This is a genomic window from Candidatus Zixiibacteriota bacterium (assembly GCA_018820315.1).
GTDB lineage: Bacteria > Zixibacteria > MSB-5A5 > JAABVY01 > JAHJOQ01 > JAHJOQ01.
Genome location: JAHJOQ010000090.1, coordinates 24,878 through 40,623, shown reverse-complemented (window position 1 = coordinate 40,623; position 15,746 = coordinate 24,878). Strand labels below are relative to the sequence as shown.

General features: G+C 51.0%; 9 protein-coding genes. 3 read left to right on the top strand and 6 right to left on the bottom strand.

Annotated elements, in window-relative coordinates; genetic code table 11:
* From KKH67_08645 to KKH67_08620, 6 genes are all read right to left on the bottom strand, one after another.
* A partial coding sequence (locus tag KKH67_08645; GenBank protein MBU1319251.1) for an FAD-dependent oxidoreductase occupies positions 1 to 1,415 on the bottom strand: 1,415 nt, incomplete at its 3' end.
* 4 nt (positions 1,416 to 1,419) lie between these two features.
* Positions 1,420 to 2,697, bottom strand: coding sequence for a CoB--CoM heterodisulfide reductase iron-sulfur subunit A family protein (locus tag KKH67_08640; GenBank protein MBU1319250.1), 1,278 nt, complete (start codon positions 2,695 to 2,697; stop codon positions 1,420 to 1,422).
* 423 nt (positions 2,698 to 3,120) lie between these two features.
* Entirely contained in the window at positions 3,121 to 4,797 is a 1,677-nt protein-coding gene (locus KKH67_08635; GenBank protein ID MBU1319249.1) for a PKD domain-containing protein, read from the bottom strand.
* A 146-nt stretch (positions 4,798 to 4,943) separates the two neighbouring features.
* On the bottom strand, positions 4,944 to 6,335 hold the full coding sequence (locus KKH67_08630; GenBank protein MBU1319248.1) for a PKD domain-containing protein: 1,392 nt from the start codon (positions 6,333 to 6,335) through the stop codon (positions 4,944 to 4,946).
* Between the two features lie 208 nt (positions 6,336 to 6,543).
* Complete coding sequence (locus KKH67_08625) at positions 6,544 to 7,656, bottom strand: hypothetical protein (GenBank protein ID MBU1319247.1); 1,113 nt, start codon at positions 7,654 to 7,656, stop codon at positions 6,544 to 6,546.
* 60 nt (positions 7,657 to 7,716) lie between these two features.
* The gene (locus KKH67_08620) at positions 7,717 to 8,181 is read right to left on the bottom strand and encodes a hypothetical protein (GenBank protein MBU1319246.1); all 465 of its coding nucleotides are present in this window, start codon (positions 8,179 to 8,181) and stop codon (positions 7,717 to 7,719) included.
* Between the two features lie 240 nt (positions 8,182 to 8,421).
* Between KKH67_08620 and KKH67_08615 the strand changes: the two genes are divergently transcribed.
* The 3 genes from KKH67_08615 to KKH67_08605 all read left to right on the top strand — a co-directional run bounded on the left by KKH67_08615 (position 8,422) and on the right by KKH67_08605 (position 15,691).
* Positions 8,422 to 9,540, top strand: a complete 1,119-nt coding sequence (locus tag KKH67_08615) for a pyridoxal phosphate-dependent aminotransferase (GenBank protein MBU1319245.1) — start codon at positions 8,422 to 8,424, stop codon at positions 9,538 to 9,540.
* Between the two features lie 112 nt (positions 9,541 to 9,652).
* Entirely contained in the window at positions 9,653 to 10,255 is a 603-nt protein-coding gene (locus tag KKH67_08610; protein MBU1319244.1) for a hypothetical protein, read from the top strand.
* Positions 10,256 to 10,816: 561 nt separating this feature from the next.
* Entirely contained in the window at positions 10,817 to 15,691 is a 4,875-nt protein-coding gene (locus KKH67_08605) for a hypothetical protein (protein MBU1319243.1), read from the top strand.
* Positions 15,692 to 15,746 lie beyond the last annotated feature (55 nt).

Here is a 15,746-nt window from a genome sequence, read left to right as displayed (position 1 = left end):
TCATACGGGAAGCAAATGAAGTGCGAATCCGTATAACCGTATTTCAGTGTCGGGAGGTCCGTACCCTGGCGATAGGTCAGGTTTATGATCTTCGCTCCCGGTTCGGCAGCTTCTGCAGCCTTCTTCTCGCCGTCGGCGTCAGCTCCAGACACCTCACCTTCTGCCGGAGCCTGGATATCTTCGACTTTCGTGGCCGGTACCATGCCGGTCGCGAGCACGACCATGTCGGCCTGCACTTGAATGTCTTCACCGAATAACGTATCTGTGACGTCTATCTTCAGTCCGCCGGAACCGTTCGAAACACTCGCAATTTCTCCCTTGGTTAGGAAGACACCATTGTCGTTCTGAACGTTTGCGTAGAAGAGTTCGAATTGCTGCGGAGTCCGCACATCCTTATAGATGATATATATCTTGGCGTCGGGATACTTCTCTCTAACGTACATAGCCTGCTTCAGCGAAACGCGGCAACAAACTGCCGAGCAATAGGGAAGGTGATCCTGATCCCGAGATCCAGCGCACTGAATAAATGCAATGCTCTCGATCGGCCTGCCGTTCGATGGCCGTTTCAGTTCGCCATTCAGGACCATCTCTTCCATCTGAATGTTCGTTATGACATCGGGGGTCGATCCGTATCCGAGATGAGTCAGCTTCGAGGCGTCGTACGGTCTCCATCCTGCAGAAAGAACTATCGACCCAACCTGCAACTCACTCGTCGAACCGTTGCTTGTCAACGTCACCATGAATTTGCCGGGTTGGCCATCTGTCTTCTTGACAACGGTCGATTTGTGAATGGTGATGTTCTCGTGGCTTTCGACCTGACCGATCAGATCCTCCACGCCGGTGCCCTCCAGCTCTTTGTAGGGTGGTCGCTTCGGGAACACCTTGGTGAACTTGGTCGCCCAGCCTCCGAGATGATCCTCCTTCTCGACAAGAGTCACCTTATAGCCAGCATCAGCGGCTGCTTTCGCCGAGGTCATCCCGGACATTCCGCCGCCAATCACCATGATGTCTCTGCTTGTCTCTTCGGTGAAAGGAACAGGCGGTTCACCTTTCTGCACCTTCGTGATGCTCATACGAATATAGTCTTCCGCGAGCATCTGAGTATCTTCATCGTTAGCTGGATGAGTCCAGACAACCCATTCGCGCAGGTTGGCTCTGTCTGTGAAGATATCCGTCCCGAAATCGAACAACTCAGGAAATACTCGATTCGAACATGCGCAGACGCAGACTCTGTTGAGCCCGTCAGATTCGATATCTTTCCTGATCATCTCAACGCCTTCGGCGCTGCAGAGGAGATCATGCGATTTACAGACAGCAGGCTTCAGTTCTCCCGCAGTCTCAATCAACTTGTCGATATCGAGCGATTTTCCGATATCGCAGCCTTTGCATATATAGCAACCTACTTTAGCTTCCATCGCTCTACCTCCCCAGTCCGATGTTGATTGCCTTGAGGGCAGCTCCAGTCGCGTCCTGGATCGATGCCGAGACGTCAAACGGTCTCATCGTGCATCCAGCGCCGACAACTCCCTTTTTCAAGTCTTCCACTATGAAGCCGAACTCGTCAAGCTGCGTGTCGAGAGGCGGAGGACTGTCGGCCGTATTCGGTACCATGCCGGTTGCCAGGACAGCCATGTCAACTTCGGTCTTGGTTATCTCACCGGTCAGAGTGTTTTCCGCTTCAAGGATCAGATTGTTGGAGCCGGCTGCTTCGGTGATTCGAGCAACCTTCCCTCGGTGGAAGTGAATCTTTTCGTCTGCCTGCCGTGCGACATAGAAATCTTCAAGACGTCCGGGAGATCTGACATCTATGTAGAACATGTGTATTTCAGCGTCCGGATACTGTTCTCTTATGTACGTGGCCTGTTTCATTGAAGCCATACAGCAAATGCCTGAGCAGTACGGCAGATGATTCTCATCGCGCGATCCGGCACATTGAACGAACCCGATCCTCGTGACTTCCTTCTTGTCCGAAGGACGATGAATCTTGCCCTGATATGGCCCGCTTTCAGAGGCTACTCTCTCCATCATCACATTCGTAATAACATTCGGAAATTTGCCGAATCCAAGATTCTCTATCTTCGCAGCATCGTATGGTCTCCAGCCAGTTGCCCATACGACAGCCTTAACCTTCGCGGTGATTGTCTTCGGCTGCATGTCAAAATCTATCGCGCCATATTCGCACGCATCCACGCACTTCTTCATCCGCTCGTCGGCCGCGAACTGCGGGTCAACAACATAGCGCTGTGGATATGCCATCATGTGAGGCAAGTAGATGGCTTTGGTTTTGTCCATGCCGTAGTTGAAGTCATTGTCGCGTTCAATCTCACAGACTTTCTCGCACTCACCGCAAGCCGTGCACTTTGTGTTCACAAAACGCGGGCTGAGTTTGATGGTGACTTCATAAGCTCCGGGCGAACCACTCACATTCTCTATCTCCGCAAGTGTAAGCACACGGATATACGGATTCAGCCTGATCCTCTTCAGATTAATCTCCACGCCACACGTCGGTGGGCAGAGCTTTGGAAAATACTGAGTCATCGATGCCACTCTGCCGCCTAGTGACGGGAGCTTCTCGGCAAGAATAACATGCTTGCCGACTTCAGCCGTCTCAATGGCGGTAGTCATTCCGGATATTCCGCCTCCAACGACCAGAGTATCGGCCGCGATTTGGCTTTCAGCCGGTTCGAATTCTGCCATTTCCTTCTCCTTGCTCTATGCGCTCGGCTGTAACCGAACGAACACTCTTATTCTCTTCTATCGACATAGATTGTTAATAATTTCACAATCAAATACATAGTAAGTTCCCACTATCTTGCTCAGAGAGATGCGTGTCACCTCCCAAATACGATTTGCACTAAGTAATTACCAAACGCCATCTTTGTCAAGCGTTTATAGAAGCCATTGCCGGGAATATTGTGACGGATCACTTATATCCATATTGTCCAGATCAAAATCATGTACAGGACACTATATGGGAAGTGGGATTCTTGAGCGGATGATGCTATAATCGTGATTGAATTCGGAGAACGGCGCACCACAAACGTAAGCTGGGAACCGTCTCAGACGATTCCCGGCTTACTCATTTCAGTCTATATTCAAATCAATACTGTCAAGGCTCAATCAGCACCCTTCACAAGGCGCAGGTCCCTGAGCGAAGATGTACGTTATCAGGTACACGACATCATCGATATCAGGAGCTCCCGTACAGTCGGAATCAACGACTACTGTCGGTGGGAGCGGACAACCCGAAAATATCACACATATCAATGCAACGGCATCGTCAATGTCGACCGAACCGTTCAGGTCAGCGTCACCGCAGACAAAGACAGATACTGTGACAGCTTCGGACCAGGCGGACTCGTTGTCCCATTCATCCTTGGATTTGACAATCACGCTGTAATCGCCAGCGGTCGCCCAACTATGATCATAATTCATCTGCTCGCCCGAGTCGTATGGGCCAAGCCAGCCAGACACACCATCACCGCAATCCCACATGTAATATACTTGATCACCTTCAGGATCGGTCGTGCTGGTGGAATACGTGAAGCTCCTGTCAACGACTATAGAGTCAGAGCCTGAGACTGCGTCGGGCGTCGACGGTGCGAGATTGGGATTAATATAGATATCGGCTGCCGGAGACCATGCAGTTTCACAACCCCAATTGTCTTTTGCTCTCACCATGACCGTGTTGTCACCACCGGTGGAGAAAGAATACTCAAAGTCAGCCGGTTCCCCTGAATGGAACGGCCCTTCCCAACCGGAGATATCTCCGCTGCAGTCAAATTGGTAATAGACATCATCGACTTCAGGATCTGTGGTGGTGACAGTGATAGTCACTGGCGTGTACTGATCGCCCGTCGCCGGGCAACTGGGAGCGCCGGGAACCGCAGGCTCCAGATTCATATTAAGACCCTGAGTGACTATCACATGGGCTGTCACGAGATCAGGGTCAGTCCAGGAAACATCTAATTCAAGTTTCAGATTCTGTACAATGTGATTTCCACAAGTGGCAATATCTGCTCTTAGGTCCGGCTCCATCCCGGTCCATCCACCAACGAGAACCTGATAACCACCGTCGAACCAAGAGGTCGGGTATCCGTAAATATTGTAATCGCTTGAGCAACGGCTGTCCGCAGCAGCCACTTTATCCTGGATGAGTGCGACATAATGGAACGGCAAATCGCCTGCTTGCGAGATAGCATGCAGGGCGTCTATCTGATAGACACAATATGGGCACCAGGTGCCTGTGCCTTCTTCGCCAAGAACATTGTGTGTGTAGTCGCAGGTCGCGAAGTTGGATTTCATTTCTCCCGGCATGGCATGTGTGGAGGCTTCAACGAAGTGCGCCTGGAATGGATTGCTGGAAGGCGGATAGGAGTATCTCCACACCCAATCAGCATCATAGAGCCCGGCCACTACCGCGACATTGTCGAACCTTATCCCGGTCCATCCATTGTCAGATGCGTCCCATTGAATCGTCGTTTCAAATGTGTCTGCCTCGGTAGGCAAATCGACATTCTGGATGAGAGCCCAGTCGATGAAACCGAAATGGTACTGCGGTCTGTGAAACTTCGTATTGTACCAGCGTGAATTCGGCTCGGTAATGACCAACCGAAGGGTACCATTATATGCTGCCCGATCTCCCGACTTCATGGCCGGTTCTTCGGTAATGTCAACTACTCTCTCTGGTCCGGGCCGAGGGCAGAAATTGTCGGCAGCGAGTGCCGATGACAGCAAGAGCATTGTGGTTAGGAGTGCTCCCACAGAGATCCCGATGACTCCGTAGCGGCGTTTCATGCGATTACCTCCTCTGGTTTCTGAAAGAAACATGTTATTCATATACTTCTAATATCCAAACGAGCAAGTACGACGTGCATCCTGTATTGTCACGCTGCGTATAACTGTCGATGCAGCAAGAAAAAGTCAATCTACAAACCCAACCGTCACGGACAGTAAATGCACGGAGCAGGGCCGCCCGTGAAGATGTAGGCAATCAGATATACCACATCATCCAAATCGATTGCATTCACACAGTCTGCGTCCCCAGCGATAAGGGGAACGGGTGCCGGACCGCCCGTGAATATGTACGCAATCAGATAGACAACATCATCAAGGTCGATTTGATTCTGACCATCTGCGTCGCCACAGTAAAACGCTGACACAGTAATACCACCAGACCAGCCAGATTCTTCTCCCCACTGGTCTTTGGATTTCACCTTTACGATATAGTCACCCGCAACAGACCATGAATGTTCCTGCTCCGCGGGCTCTCCAGATGCAAAGGGGCCGATCCAATCTGTCACACCGTCACCAAAATCCCACTTGTAGTAGACCTGCTGCCCTTCGGGATCCGTAGCGGTGGCCGAGTAAGTGTAACTCAGCGCATTAAGAACCGTGTCAGCCCCGACTGGGGCCGACGAACACACCGGCGCCTGGTTCGTAGGATCGCCCAAAGCAATCGTCACATGAGTCGATACTACATCGTCACCGACCCACTCAACATCGATGTTCAGCAGTAAACCTGTTACCTCTCGCTGCCCGCAGGCTTCAATCTTCTCGCGGTAGATGGCCTGATAACCGTTGAGAGCGCCAACCACGACGCTATCTCCCCCATCAAAGAAGAGAGACGGGTAACCGACAGTATTGAAATCGTTAACACACCTGTTGTGAGCAACAGAGGTTTTGTCTTCGACCAAAGCGACATAGAAAAAGGGGTAATCCAGCGACTTATCTATTGAGTCCAATGCAAACAATGCGTATGGGCAATAAGTACATGGGGTCTGTGTTGCCTCCTCAGCGAAGACGGTGTGAGTGAAATCGCCGACAGCAACGTTAGCGCCAGTCTCTCCCGGCCTGGCACCCGCTGCGGCATCTGCGGGATAGCAAATGAAAGGATTTCCCGATGGCGGATTCGCGTAGCCTATGGTGTAGACGAGATTGAAGACAACGGCAATTACCATTATGTTGCCTTCCTGTGCATCTCCCCATCCAGCGACAGAGGCATCCCACGTAATAGTCTGATCGAATGTCGAGCTTTCAGTGATGGAGAAATCTGCGTTATATGCATAGTCAAGAAGACCATAATGAAAGTACGGCCGGCCGAACTCCTCTCTGGTGCTTCTCCATCTTGAAGATGGTTCGACGATATATAGTCGCAAATGCCCATCATAGGTTGTAGATGAACTCGAAAGAGACGGCGGATTGATCGGTAATTCAAGAGCCCTTTCCGGCTCGCCCGAGGGGCTGTAATTCTCAGCTTCCGCAGAGATCGAGAAAAGCATCACAAGCGCAAATGCCCCAAGAAGCAGCATGGCGCCACCTCGGCCAAAAATCATGATGATGTTCCTCCAATAACAAGTACAATAAAACATCCGTGCAGGGTGTAATAATATAGACAATTTCCGTTATAAATCAACAACAAAATCGGTTTCCGAGCGCTCAGCCGCCGAATTTCAATTGCATTCTAATCGGTTATTCCGTCGCATTTTCTGCGATATCCAGCCAGCATCAACTCTCAGTTTCGGGTCACGAAAAAGTGACGCCCTACATGTGAACCCTGAAACCAATCGATACTGACAATCCTGAGTAATCGTAGAGCGGTTTCGAGGACGTATTATTGGTGTAATCGGCCGATATTGTCGTTTCCACCAGAACACCCGATTCCATGAGGATCGGGTCCTGAATGCTGATGTAAAACTTGGACTTGTCGTCATGGCGATCGGTAACCTGGAAAAAGTAGTCGATGCCATCTTCGCCGTAGTACGTCCTTAAGAAGACTTTATTCCAATAGCCGACTCCGGCCGAGACAATCATCTTCGGAAATACATAAGTCTTCAGCATGAGGGTAACTGCTCTCCCCTGCCATACAGATGACCACGGGGAAAGATTCTCAGCAGAAATATCACCCGATGTTATGCCGAGCAAAACCGCATCCTCTGTGTTGAAGAACTCGCGATATGTGTATGTGATCGCTAGTCCAGTCTTTGGCCCGATTGGCCGCGAATACCGGGGCGAGAAGTACACCGATTTCATTTGCCCGTCAGTAAACCCATAGAATCGCCCATCGGGTGTAATTCTCGCAGGCAGTCCGAGTTTTGGGAAGACCGCATCAGTCGGGTAAATGAAATCAAAGTTCGCGAAAGCGTAGCCCAATTCAAGATCCACCACGTTGGAGCCGAGCAACCGGAAGTTACCGCCAAAAGACATCTCAAAGCTCTCCTGATCGCTCGATTCTGACTTCGTGTAGGCGGTCGACTTGTACGACAGCCCCTGCCGTATTCGCACCGACTCATCAATCTTGTAGCCTATTGATACAGAGAGATCAAAGGTGTTATTATCAAAATCAGACATGCCTTTGCGATACAGCATGCCGGTGAAGCTCCCAGAGGAATAAAGCTGAAACTTCGCTCCTTCGGATGTGGGAATATATGTGACTCCACCACCACTTGAAAAATAGCCGAGATACAGGCGATCTCGATAGTATGCGTAGTTATTGTTGAACGTAATTTCGGTCTTCGGATGCGGATAGTAGAATATTGTGGAACTGGCAGTCGTGTAAGCATCGGTTATGTCGGTGGAATCATTAAAGAGATTGCCTGCATCTATATGCGTGCAGCTAAAATCAAAACCGACATCGGCGAGGGCGGTCACCGACATGACGCAACCTAATGCCAGTCCAAAGAGGGATCTACAAACCAGATGCAACTACTCTCTCCTCTATCGCGGTCGGCAGACTCCGCCTTCGCAAACCATGCCACCGCCTCCGGCATTTACGCCGCCACTTTCACCAATCCCCAAGCCATCGCCAGCCTTCAGGCCACCACGGCACGCACCGAGATCACGCGCAGAGAATCTTATCGCGCTGAACTTCCCGGAATTTGCTTCCTTCGTTTCGACTTCTGCCTGCCCCGCCCCGAAACCGCTCGCGTTCCAGTCTATGCTGATGCTGGGAGCGAACATGCCTTCAGTTTCTGACGGAATCGCTGAGGCCTCAGCCCCGAATGTATCAGGAATACCGTCATCGTCCATATCGCGAGCGTTGTCATTTATTCCATCACCATCAAGATCGACAAAACAAGCCTTGGACGGCTTGATCGCATCGGAATTGCTCGCATCATCAGAAGCAAATGACGTCACTGAACCAAGAATCAAGAAAACAATTAGTGTTAAGAACAGCTTCAAGGCTCACCTCCCGAAGTGATTCTGACGCCCCAGGTAGAATAAGTATAAGTATAAGCATCCTGTATCACAATAGAATTCTGGTGTCATAGACTATCACAATCCATATTCCTGTAGCAGCTTACGGACTTTGCTCACACTTCCATATTAGGTCTGTGGATGGAGTGATTTCGGCAAGGGTCGTGCAATCCACCGGGCAATCTTTTATTGATTGCAGGCACGTTTTCATTTTATTACACGACTATGCTGATAGACTATTTGACATGGTACAAAGACATCGAAGTCAGATTGCTTTGCAAACCGGGCATTCACTTCCTAATGTCGAGCTCTGTCGATGAACCGACTGAGATGTTGAGGAGAGATATCGACAGGTTCTGCCGGAATGACATTAGCGATCACCTTCGAATGTCCAATGCATGGGGGCATGTTCCTCTGATTGAGAGCATCGCCGCAAGATATGAGATCGCTGCTGACAGGATTGTGACAACGAATGGCGTCTCAAATGCCATCTATATACTCTGCGGCGCGCTGCTGTTAGCCGGCGATCATGTGGTAATTGAATCACCCGCGTATGAGCCACTCGTTGCCGCGCCAGATTTCATCGGATGTGAAATCGATTCGATTAGACGAAGGCCTCCAGAATTTCGCATCGATGCAGATGATCTTGAGAGTGTCCTCAAGCCAAACAGCAAATTGCTCATACTAAGCAATCTTCACAATCCAAGCGGCTCATTGATGTCAGATGATGATCTGCGCGACATCGCTTCTTTGGCTCAAAGCGTCAGCCCGAAGATTACAATTGTTGTCGATGAGATTTATCACGACCTCGGACCTCGCGAGTGCAAACATGCTGTGTCACTAAACGACTGCTTTGTATCACTCGATGGCCTGACCAAAGTCTACGGACTTGGATCGATCCACACCGGTTGGATCGTTGCCCAGTCGGAAGTCGCCTCGAAAGTGAGGAATCTGCAGGTCATCGTTGAAGGCTCCGGATCGAAAGTCAACGACGGCATCGCATCTGTTGTCGTCGACAATCTCGACGAATATCGGGATCGGTCAATCGGGCATGTAGCGAAGAATCGCGAATTGCTCACGACTCACCTCGGTCCGCTGATTGATGAGGGGCTTCTCTCGGGAGCGATTCCTGAATTCGGCTGCATATACTTCCCTCGAATCAGATCCCTCAACAATACTGATTCATTCGTTGATGAGCTCGCATCCCGGCATAACATCTATGTAGTACCGGGAAGATTCTTCGGCGAACCGTCTCATATCAGGATCGGTTTCGGCGGTGAATCAGAACGTTTAGATGCCGGTGTGGCTAAGCTGGCAGAAGCCATGGGCAGGCTCCTGACATAGCAGACAAATATCCAATCTGAGTCAAGTCTCCTGAAACTCCTTGACAAAGTATACCTCTCGGCTTTCCTTGGATACAGGCATCGAATAATCGACCGTTATGCGGGAGAGAGTGATGATAAATTTCGGTTTGTGGAGGCACGTGTTTGCTACGTTACTACTCGCTTCAACCTTCGGAGCTGTGGGGGCTGACGACTTGCGGGCAGGCACGCACAAGGGCGGATACATCCATGGGTTTTATTCCAGCTTGAACTGGACACAAGACTGTGTAGCGTTCGACCGTGCACCAACAACGTACATGAAAAGCAGAGGAGGCTGGGGTTATGGTATTGGTTATCGAACAGGTGGCCTATTTGCATTTCAGCTCGACTGTGCGACTCATTCAGGTGTCTTCGTGCGTGAAGCCACATGGCTTCCAAGCTTAACAGCTGGAAAAGGAAACTACTATGTCGCGTCTTGCATGATACAGCATTCAAGAGAGAACACAGTGTTGTATGTTGGAGTGGGAGCCGGTGCTTTTGACGTTCCTCGCGGGAATAGTATTTGGATAAGTGAGGGCAAGTTCGGCCTCGCTGTCACAGGCGGATTTGTCTTATTCTTATCCAGTGCAATCGGGGTTGTTGGAGAGATTAGAATGGTCAGAGCGAAAGTCGCGTGTGGTTCTCCTTCTGCTGTGGGAATACATGCGTTCTTGATAGGTACGCAGATTGACTTCTAACCCAAGCAGCCCATTGCACGTCCCAATCTTCCAGAAAAGAATCAACCCAATACTATCTAATAGGCATGGTGCCCCACCCGACGGAATCCGCCTTTGACGGATTCTGTCGGGTGAGTTCATTCACCAGAGGAACCCCCAGCAAGGGGCTTGTTGAAAAAGTCCACTTGTACAAAAATCGGCTGCTCTCCGTCATCATGAGGAACGAAGTGACGTGGTGATCTCATTGGTAACTATAGGAATCAGTCATGATAGAGATTGCCATGCTCCGCTAGTAATGACAGAACTTGGGCTTTTTCAACATTCCCCGAGAAGGGGGTACCTTCTAACTTCCGAGTCCTAATTCCCGACTACAATTACCTTGACGAACCGGAGAACAGAGACTACATTGTTTATGTACTCTGACTACCGACATATTGGTCTATAGGCATTTGTTTTCAAACATAATCTGCATAATGCAGATAGGAATTTAGGGTCGAGAAAAGGCTAGAACAACATCTCCGGTCGCGACCAACCGCCACCTGCTCGGCTGACTTACAGCTACTGATCCATGGGAGGCATGTCATGTCGAGGAATGTAACTCTGGCTGTCCTGCTCGTCGGGCTTTTTCTGGCATCGAGCAGTGCATCATTTGCCGTCAAAGATCCGAACGATGCAAAACGCATACCACAATCTCAACCAGATGCTCCGAAGGCATCCGGCGAGTTGAATTCAGCTCTTCCGGAGATGCCTCCGAAGTTTACCAAAACAGCGACGCCCGATCAGCAGGCGGTTGTCAGCGGCACATTCAGTCACGCGCCCACAGGTTGTGACACCTATTCGTACTGGGACGGTACTCCGTTCTGGTTCTGGACTATTCCCGATGTGTACGACGATGATTTCTTCAACATGCGTTTCACGGCACCGAGTGGTCAGATTGCAACTCTGGCAAATGTCTACCTCGGTTTCTACGACGCAGCCAGTTCGGTGGTCAGTCCGGATGGTGTTGATATCATAGTCTGGCATGATGACGGCTTCGGATTTCCCGGAGGCGAGCTTGCGCGGATCAATATCCCAGCCCCCGAAATGGCCTGGTATCCTAACGCAGTTGCAGTCGACTTCACTCCTTTCGATCTGACTTTCATGGATGAAGATTTTCATATAGGCTTCACAACAGTTAATCAAACCGATGATGTCTATGCCCTACTGTCTGACGAAGGGACAACTGGGACCGGTAGGTCATCGGAGCACTACACCGGCGTGTGGGGGACGATGCTGAATGACTGGGGACTCGATGTCAACTTCGTAATTGAGGCTGAGTTATGTTTCGGTGACCCGGGACCATGCTCATGGCTGAAGTACGGTAATTACGCCGCTGCTTATTACTGGACAATTCCCGATCAGTACAGCGATGACTTCTTCAACGAGAGATTTACAAACAACATGATTTGGCCCCGCGAACTCCGAACTGCCGGAATTAGTCTGTATGAAGAAGGCTCGATCGATGTCACCGGTGAAGGAATCGACTTGATGATCTGGTGGGATGACGGAAACGGATTTCCCGGAGAGCTTCTGCTTACCGAAAACATCCCCACCTCTCAAATATTGTGGTATCCTGACGAGACTCAGGTCGACCTGACGCCGTACGACATTATCATCCCGCCGAACACGGACTTCCACGTCGGCTATACGACGGTCAACCAGGCAGCTGGAAACGTAATGGCTGTACTTTCGGACGATGGTTCAGGCAACGCCGAGTATCGCAGTTCTGAATTCTGGTCCGGTTACTGGGGCCTGATGATCGATGACTGGGGGACCGATTACGACTTTCTTATCGAAGCGTATGTGTGCGAGGAAGACATTCCTCCGCCGGAATGTAATTACATATTGGAGTACAACGGAGACGCCTTCTACTACTGGGTGCTACCCGACGAATACGGCGATGCCTATTACAATATGCGATTCACAATGCTATGGCAGAACTGCTGCGAAATAGCTGAGATCGGGATTGCATTCTATCGGGGTGCATCGGTCGGTAATCCCGGCGCAGACTTCATACTCTTCAATACCGACGGGACTTACCCGACGGACACAATCGCTGTCTACACCGTGCCGGAAATCACGAACTGGTATCCGAATTATGAGATGATCGATATTTATGACGACCACATTTGGATCTATGATGAATTCCATCTTGGGTTCAATCCCATTCTAAATGATCCGGATGACGTTCTGGCTGTCATTTCCGACGACGGCTCTACTGAAACCGGCAGAGGCGGTCTGTGGGATGGCAACTGGTATACGATGATCGAGGATTGGAGCCTCGACGTCGCATTTCTTATGAAGGCTCGAACATGTTGCCTCGTAGGATGCCCGCCAACATATCCATGTGTAGACGAGGGTGAGTGGCCGACACTCTCTCACGACTACGCTCGTACTGGTGATAGTCAGATCGAAATCGGTGATCTTTGCGGTTTCCAGAAGATCTGGGAATACTGGTCGCCGTATGATTTTTGCTATTTCGCGAACCCGACGATTGCAGATGGCCTCGTCTATGCCTCATTCGGAGTGCATCTCGAATGTTTCACGGTTGAGGGGGACGGCTCCGGCGGTCCGGTTTCGGTATGGAGCACGTTGACCGCTGATCCGCTGTATTCGAGCATTATCGGCGGTGCCGTACGTAGCAGCCCGACAGTTCAAGACGGCTTGATATACTTCGGAGGCGGTACGTTTGAATCGATGGTGTGTGCTGACGCGTTTACCGGAGCTGTTATCTGGCATCGCAGTCCGATTCTCGGCACCGGCCTCGAAGGTACAGCTGGTCAGATGCGTTTCTGCCCGACTGTTATCCTTGGCGACTTCATCTACTTCGGTGGAGATGGCGGCACGATATACAAGCTCGACAAGTTCACCGGTGTCACCGACGTCTGGCGCTACACCCCTCACGGCAATCCGATCTGGAATTCACCGTCATCGGACGGTGTCGACCTGTTCATTGGATGTGCAGAAGGCCTCTATGGCGGCGATGCGGGCCCTGGTGCGACCGTGGGAGCAGTATACAAATTGAGAGCCACGGACCTCGAATTGCATCCCGACTGGCCCGAGGGCGGATTCTCAGGACTTCTCGGTTGGAATGAAGGTACAACCGCCGGGGCAACTTATAGCGAATCGAAGAATTGGCTATTCACGAATCTGGCGATGGCAGATCATACTTCATTTGACAGCTATGCGATGTCCATTGACGCCGCCGACGGTACGCCTGCAACTGATCAATACTGGTTGTCAGGTCAGCCGTTCTATGCCCCTGCGGCAGTCTTTGACGCAGCGGAGCTTTGGTATCACGGCGCAGTACCCAGCAAAGACAGCCGCTACGCCGGTATCTGGTGTCGAAGCTACTGGGACAACAACGCCACGTGGTGGGATGTCACCCGCGGACAGATGACCAACGCCGCTGCGCTGACCTGCGATCCGTTAGTCTTCTGGGGAACGCGTGTACCCCCTTACGGAACATTTAACTGTAACAATGCTATCACCGGAGCGCACATCTTCACATATGAACTTACTGGCTACGGTTTCGGCCCCGCTATCGCCAAGTATGGTGACACGCCGTATATCGCACAGCTACAGCTCTGGTCTGACTGCGGCACCGGCGGCGGAAGGCTGACGATGTATTCCATAGGTGATGATCGCCCGAGGCTCGACATCCCCGGCGGAGTAGTACTCGATCCGCCGCTAGACTTCAGCGATCCGGCTGGAACGCAGCGAACAGTCGAGGAAGTGTTCTGCAACTATGGATGCGCGCCGCTAGAATACTGTCTATTACTCGAAGCTCACGCTGACTATCCGGCGACTGCGTTTGTCACAACGATTGACCCGCAAGTTAAGGCGAGAGCCGATAAGTCAACCGATCAAATGGTGCAGCACACAATTGATGACTTCAATGCGATGCAGGGATGGAAAGAGGCGCGGATGCAGAATCACTCAGTTCTGAAATCTGAATATGCCGATCGCGTAATGCAGGTAAAGCAATCTGACTTCAGCCTATCGGGTCCACCGAGCTGGGTGACACTCGCCTCTTCGGCAACAGGCATGCTTTCAGCGACAGAATGCTACGACGCGATCCTCGAGTTTGATGTGCCGAATATGCTTCGCGGCTCGAGTCTATTCTATCTCATTGTTGCAACAGATGACCCAGACTACAACGAATGCCCCTCGTCTCTACCGTCATGCGGTGGCCTCGAAGCTAACGCAAGGATCGTAATCGAAGCTATTGTAGGCTATGCGTTCTGTGACTTCTATCTCGATTTTGGATATGGCGGAGATGATTGGGAATATGCCAATAATGGCGGATGGTTTGACAACGGCGACATTGACGATGCCTTCATAGTTGACGGTATGGCTGACCCGCTGTATCTGGGAACATTTTGGTGGGGTTTGAGCGCAACCCGACTGGCGTGGCTTGAGGAGTGCAGCGAGGGTTACAACCACCTCTTCCCAGACACAGTGTGCACAAGCCACGACAACATCATGCTTGACGAGTATTGCGATGGCACCAACATATATGGTGACTTCTTCAGTGCTGCTGTGATCGATTCAATCTACGACTATATTACAGGCGATCCTTCCGATTCCCTTACGATAGGAATGCGAATGGTATACAGGGAATACGGAGCGTTCTCTCAAAGCGGCACGGAGTACTTCAACAACTTCAAGTTAATTGCTTACGACTTCAGCAATCGGAACTCAACGCCTGTGGACAGTCTCTATTGGGGAGTCTTTGCTGACTGGGATATGCCGGGTGACCCGGCAGGATACGAACAGGTTTACGGCGACCTGAGTGCCAGCGCGATGTGGCAGTACAATGAAGTCTCAGGCGAGATTGCAGGATACGGCATCCTTCCGATGAGCGGCAGTTTCGTCTATCCAGTTGGATCAGCCACGAAAGGCGCTTACAATGGCTACGGGTTCCATTTCGATTGGTGGTATCCTACCGATTACCTCCATCACCTGTTCATAGAGTACGTGAAGGCAACAGGTCCTTACAATATTGCCTATGGCCCAAACGCTGCTCCAGGCTCGCCGCCCGATGACATGTGCATGATCCTGACCGCGAATAAGCACTCATTCGCCGGTTATGAAACTATACAGGGTGCATTCGTTGTTTTTGCATTCCCAACAGGCGCAACTGTCGGCGAGATCACCGACCTGATGCGATTCGCAAACCAATGGGCGGGTTATGGTCGTGGTGATATCAACAACGACGGGTTGATTGATCTGCTCGATCTGACTCACTTAGCGAGATATGTCTACAGCCCGGCCGACAATTGCGGTCCGCCGTGTCCGTTTGTCTATCTCGGCGATGTCAATTGCGATGACGCTGTGAATACGGCTGACGCGCAGCATCTGTACGATTTCATGTTCACCGGCGGTCCGCCGCCTATGAGCAAGCTGATTAGATAGAGTGGATTATCGTCATCGCGAGGAGCGAAGCGACGTGGCGATCTCAATCGGTGCG

Coding starts and splice junctions, on each gene's coding strand:
- KKH67_08625 (MBU1319247.1), bottom strand. CDS start 7,656: ATGTCGGTGACCGCCCTCGCCGATGTCGGTTTTGATTTTAGCTGCACG.
- KKH67_08630 (MBU1319248.1), bottom strand. CDS start 6,335: ATGATTTTTGGCCGAGGTGGCGCCATGCTGCTTCTTGGGGCATTTGCG.
- KKH67_08615 (MBU1319245.1), top strand. CDS start 8,422: ATGCTGATAGACTATTTGACATGGTACAAAGACATCGAAGTCAGATTG.
- KKH67_08635 (MBU1319249.1), bottom strand. CDS start 4,797: ATGAAACGCCGCTACGGAGTCATCGGGATCTCTGTGGGAGCACTCCTA.
- KKH67_08640 (MBU1319250.1), bottom strand. CDS start 2,697: ATGGCAGAATTCGAACCGGCTGAAAGCCAAATCGCGGCCGATACTCTG.
- KKH67_08605 (MBU1319243.1), top strand. CDS start 10,817: ATGTCGAGGAATGTAACTCTGGCTGTCCTGCTCGTCGGGCTTTTTCTG.
- KKH67_08610 (MBU1319244.1), top strand. CDS start 9,653: ATGATAAATTTCGGTTTGTGGAGGCACGTGTTTGCTACGTTACTACTC.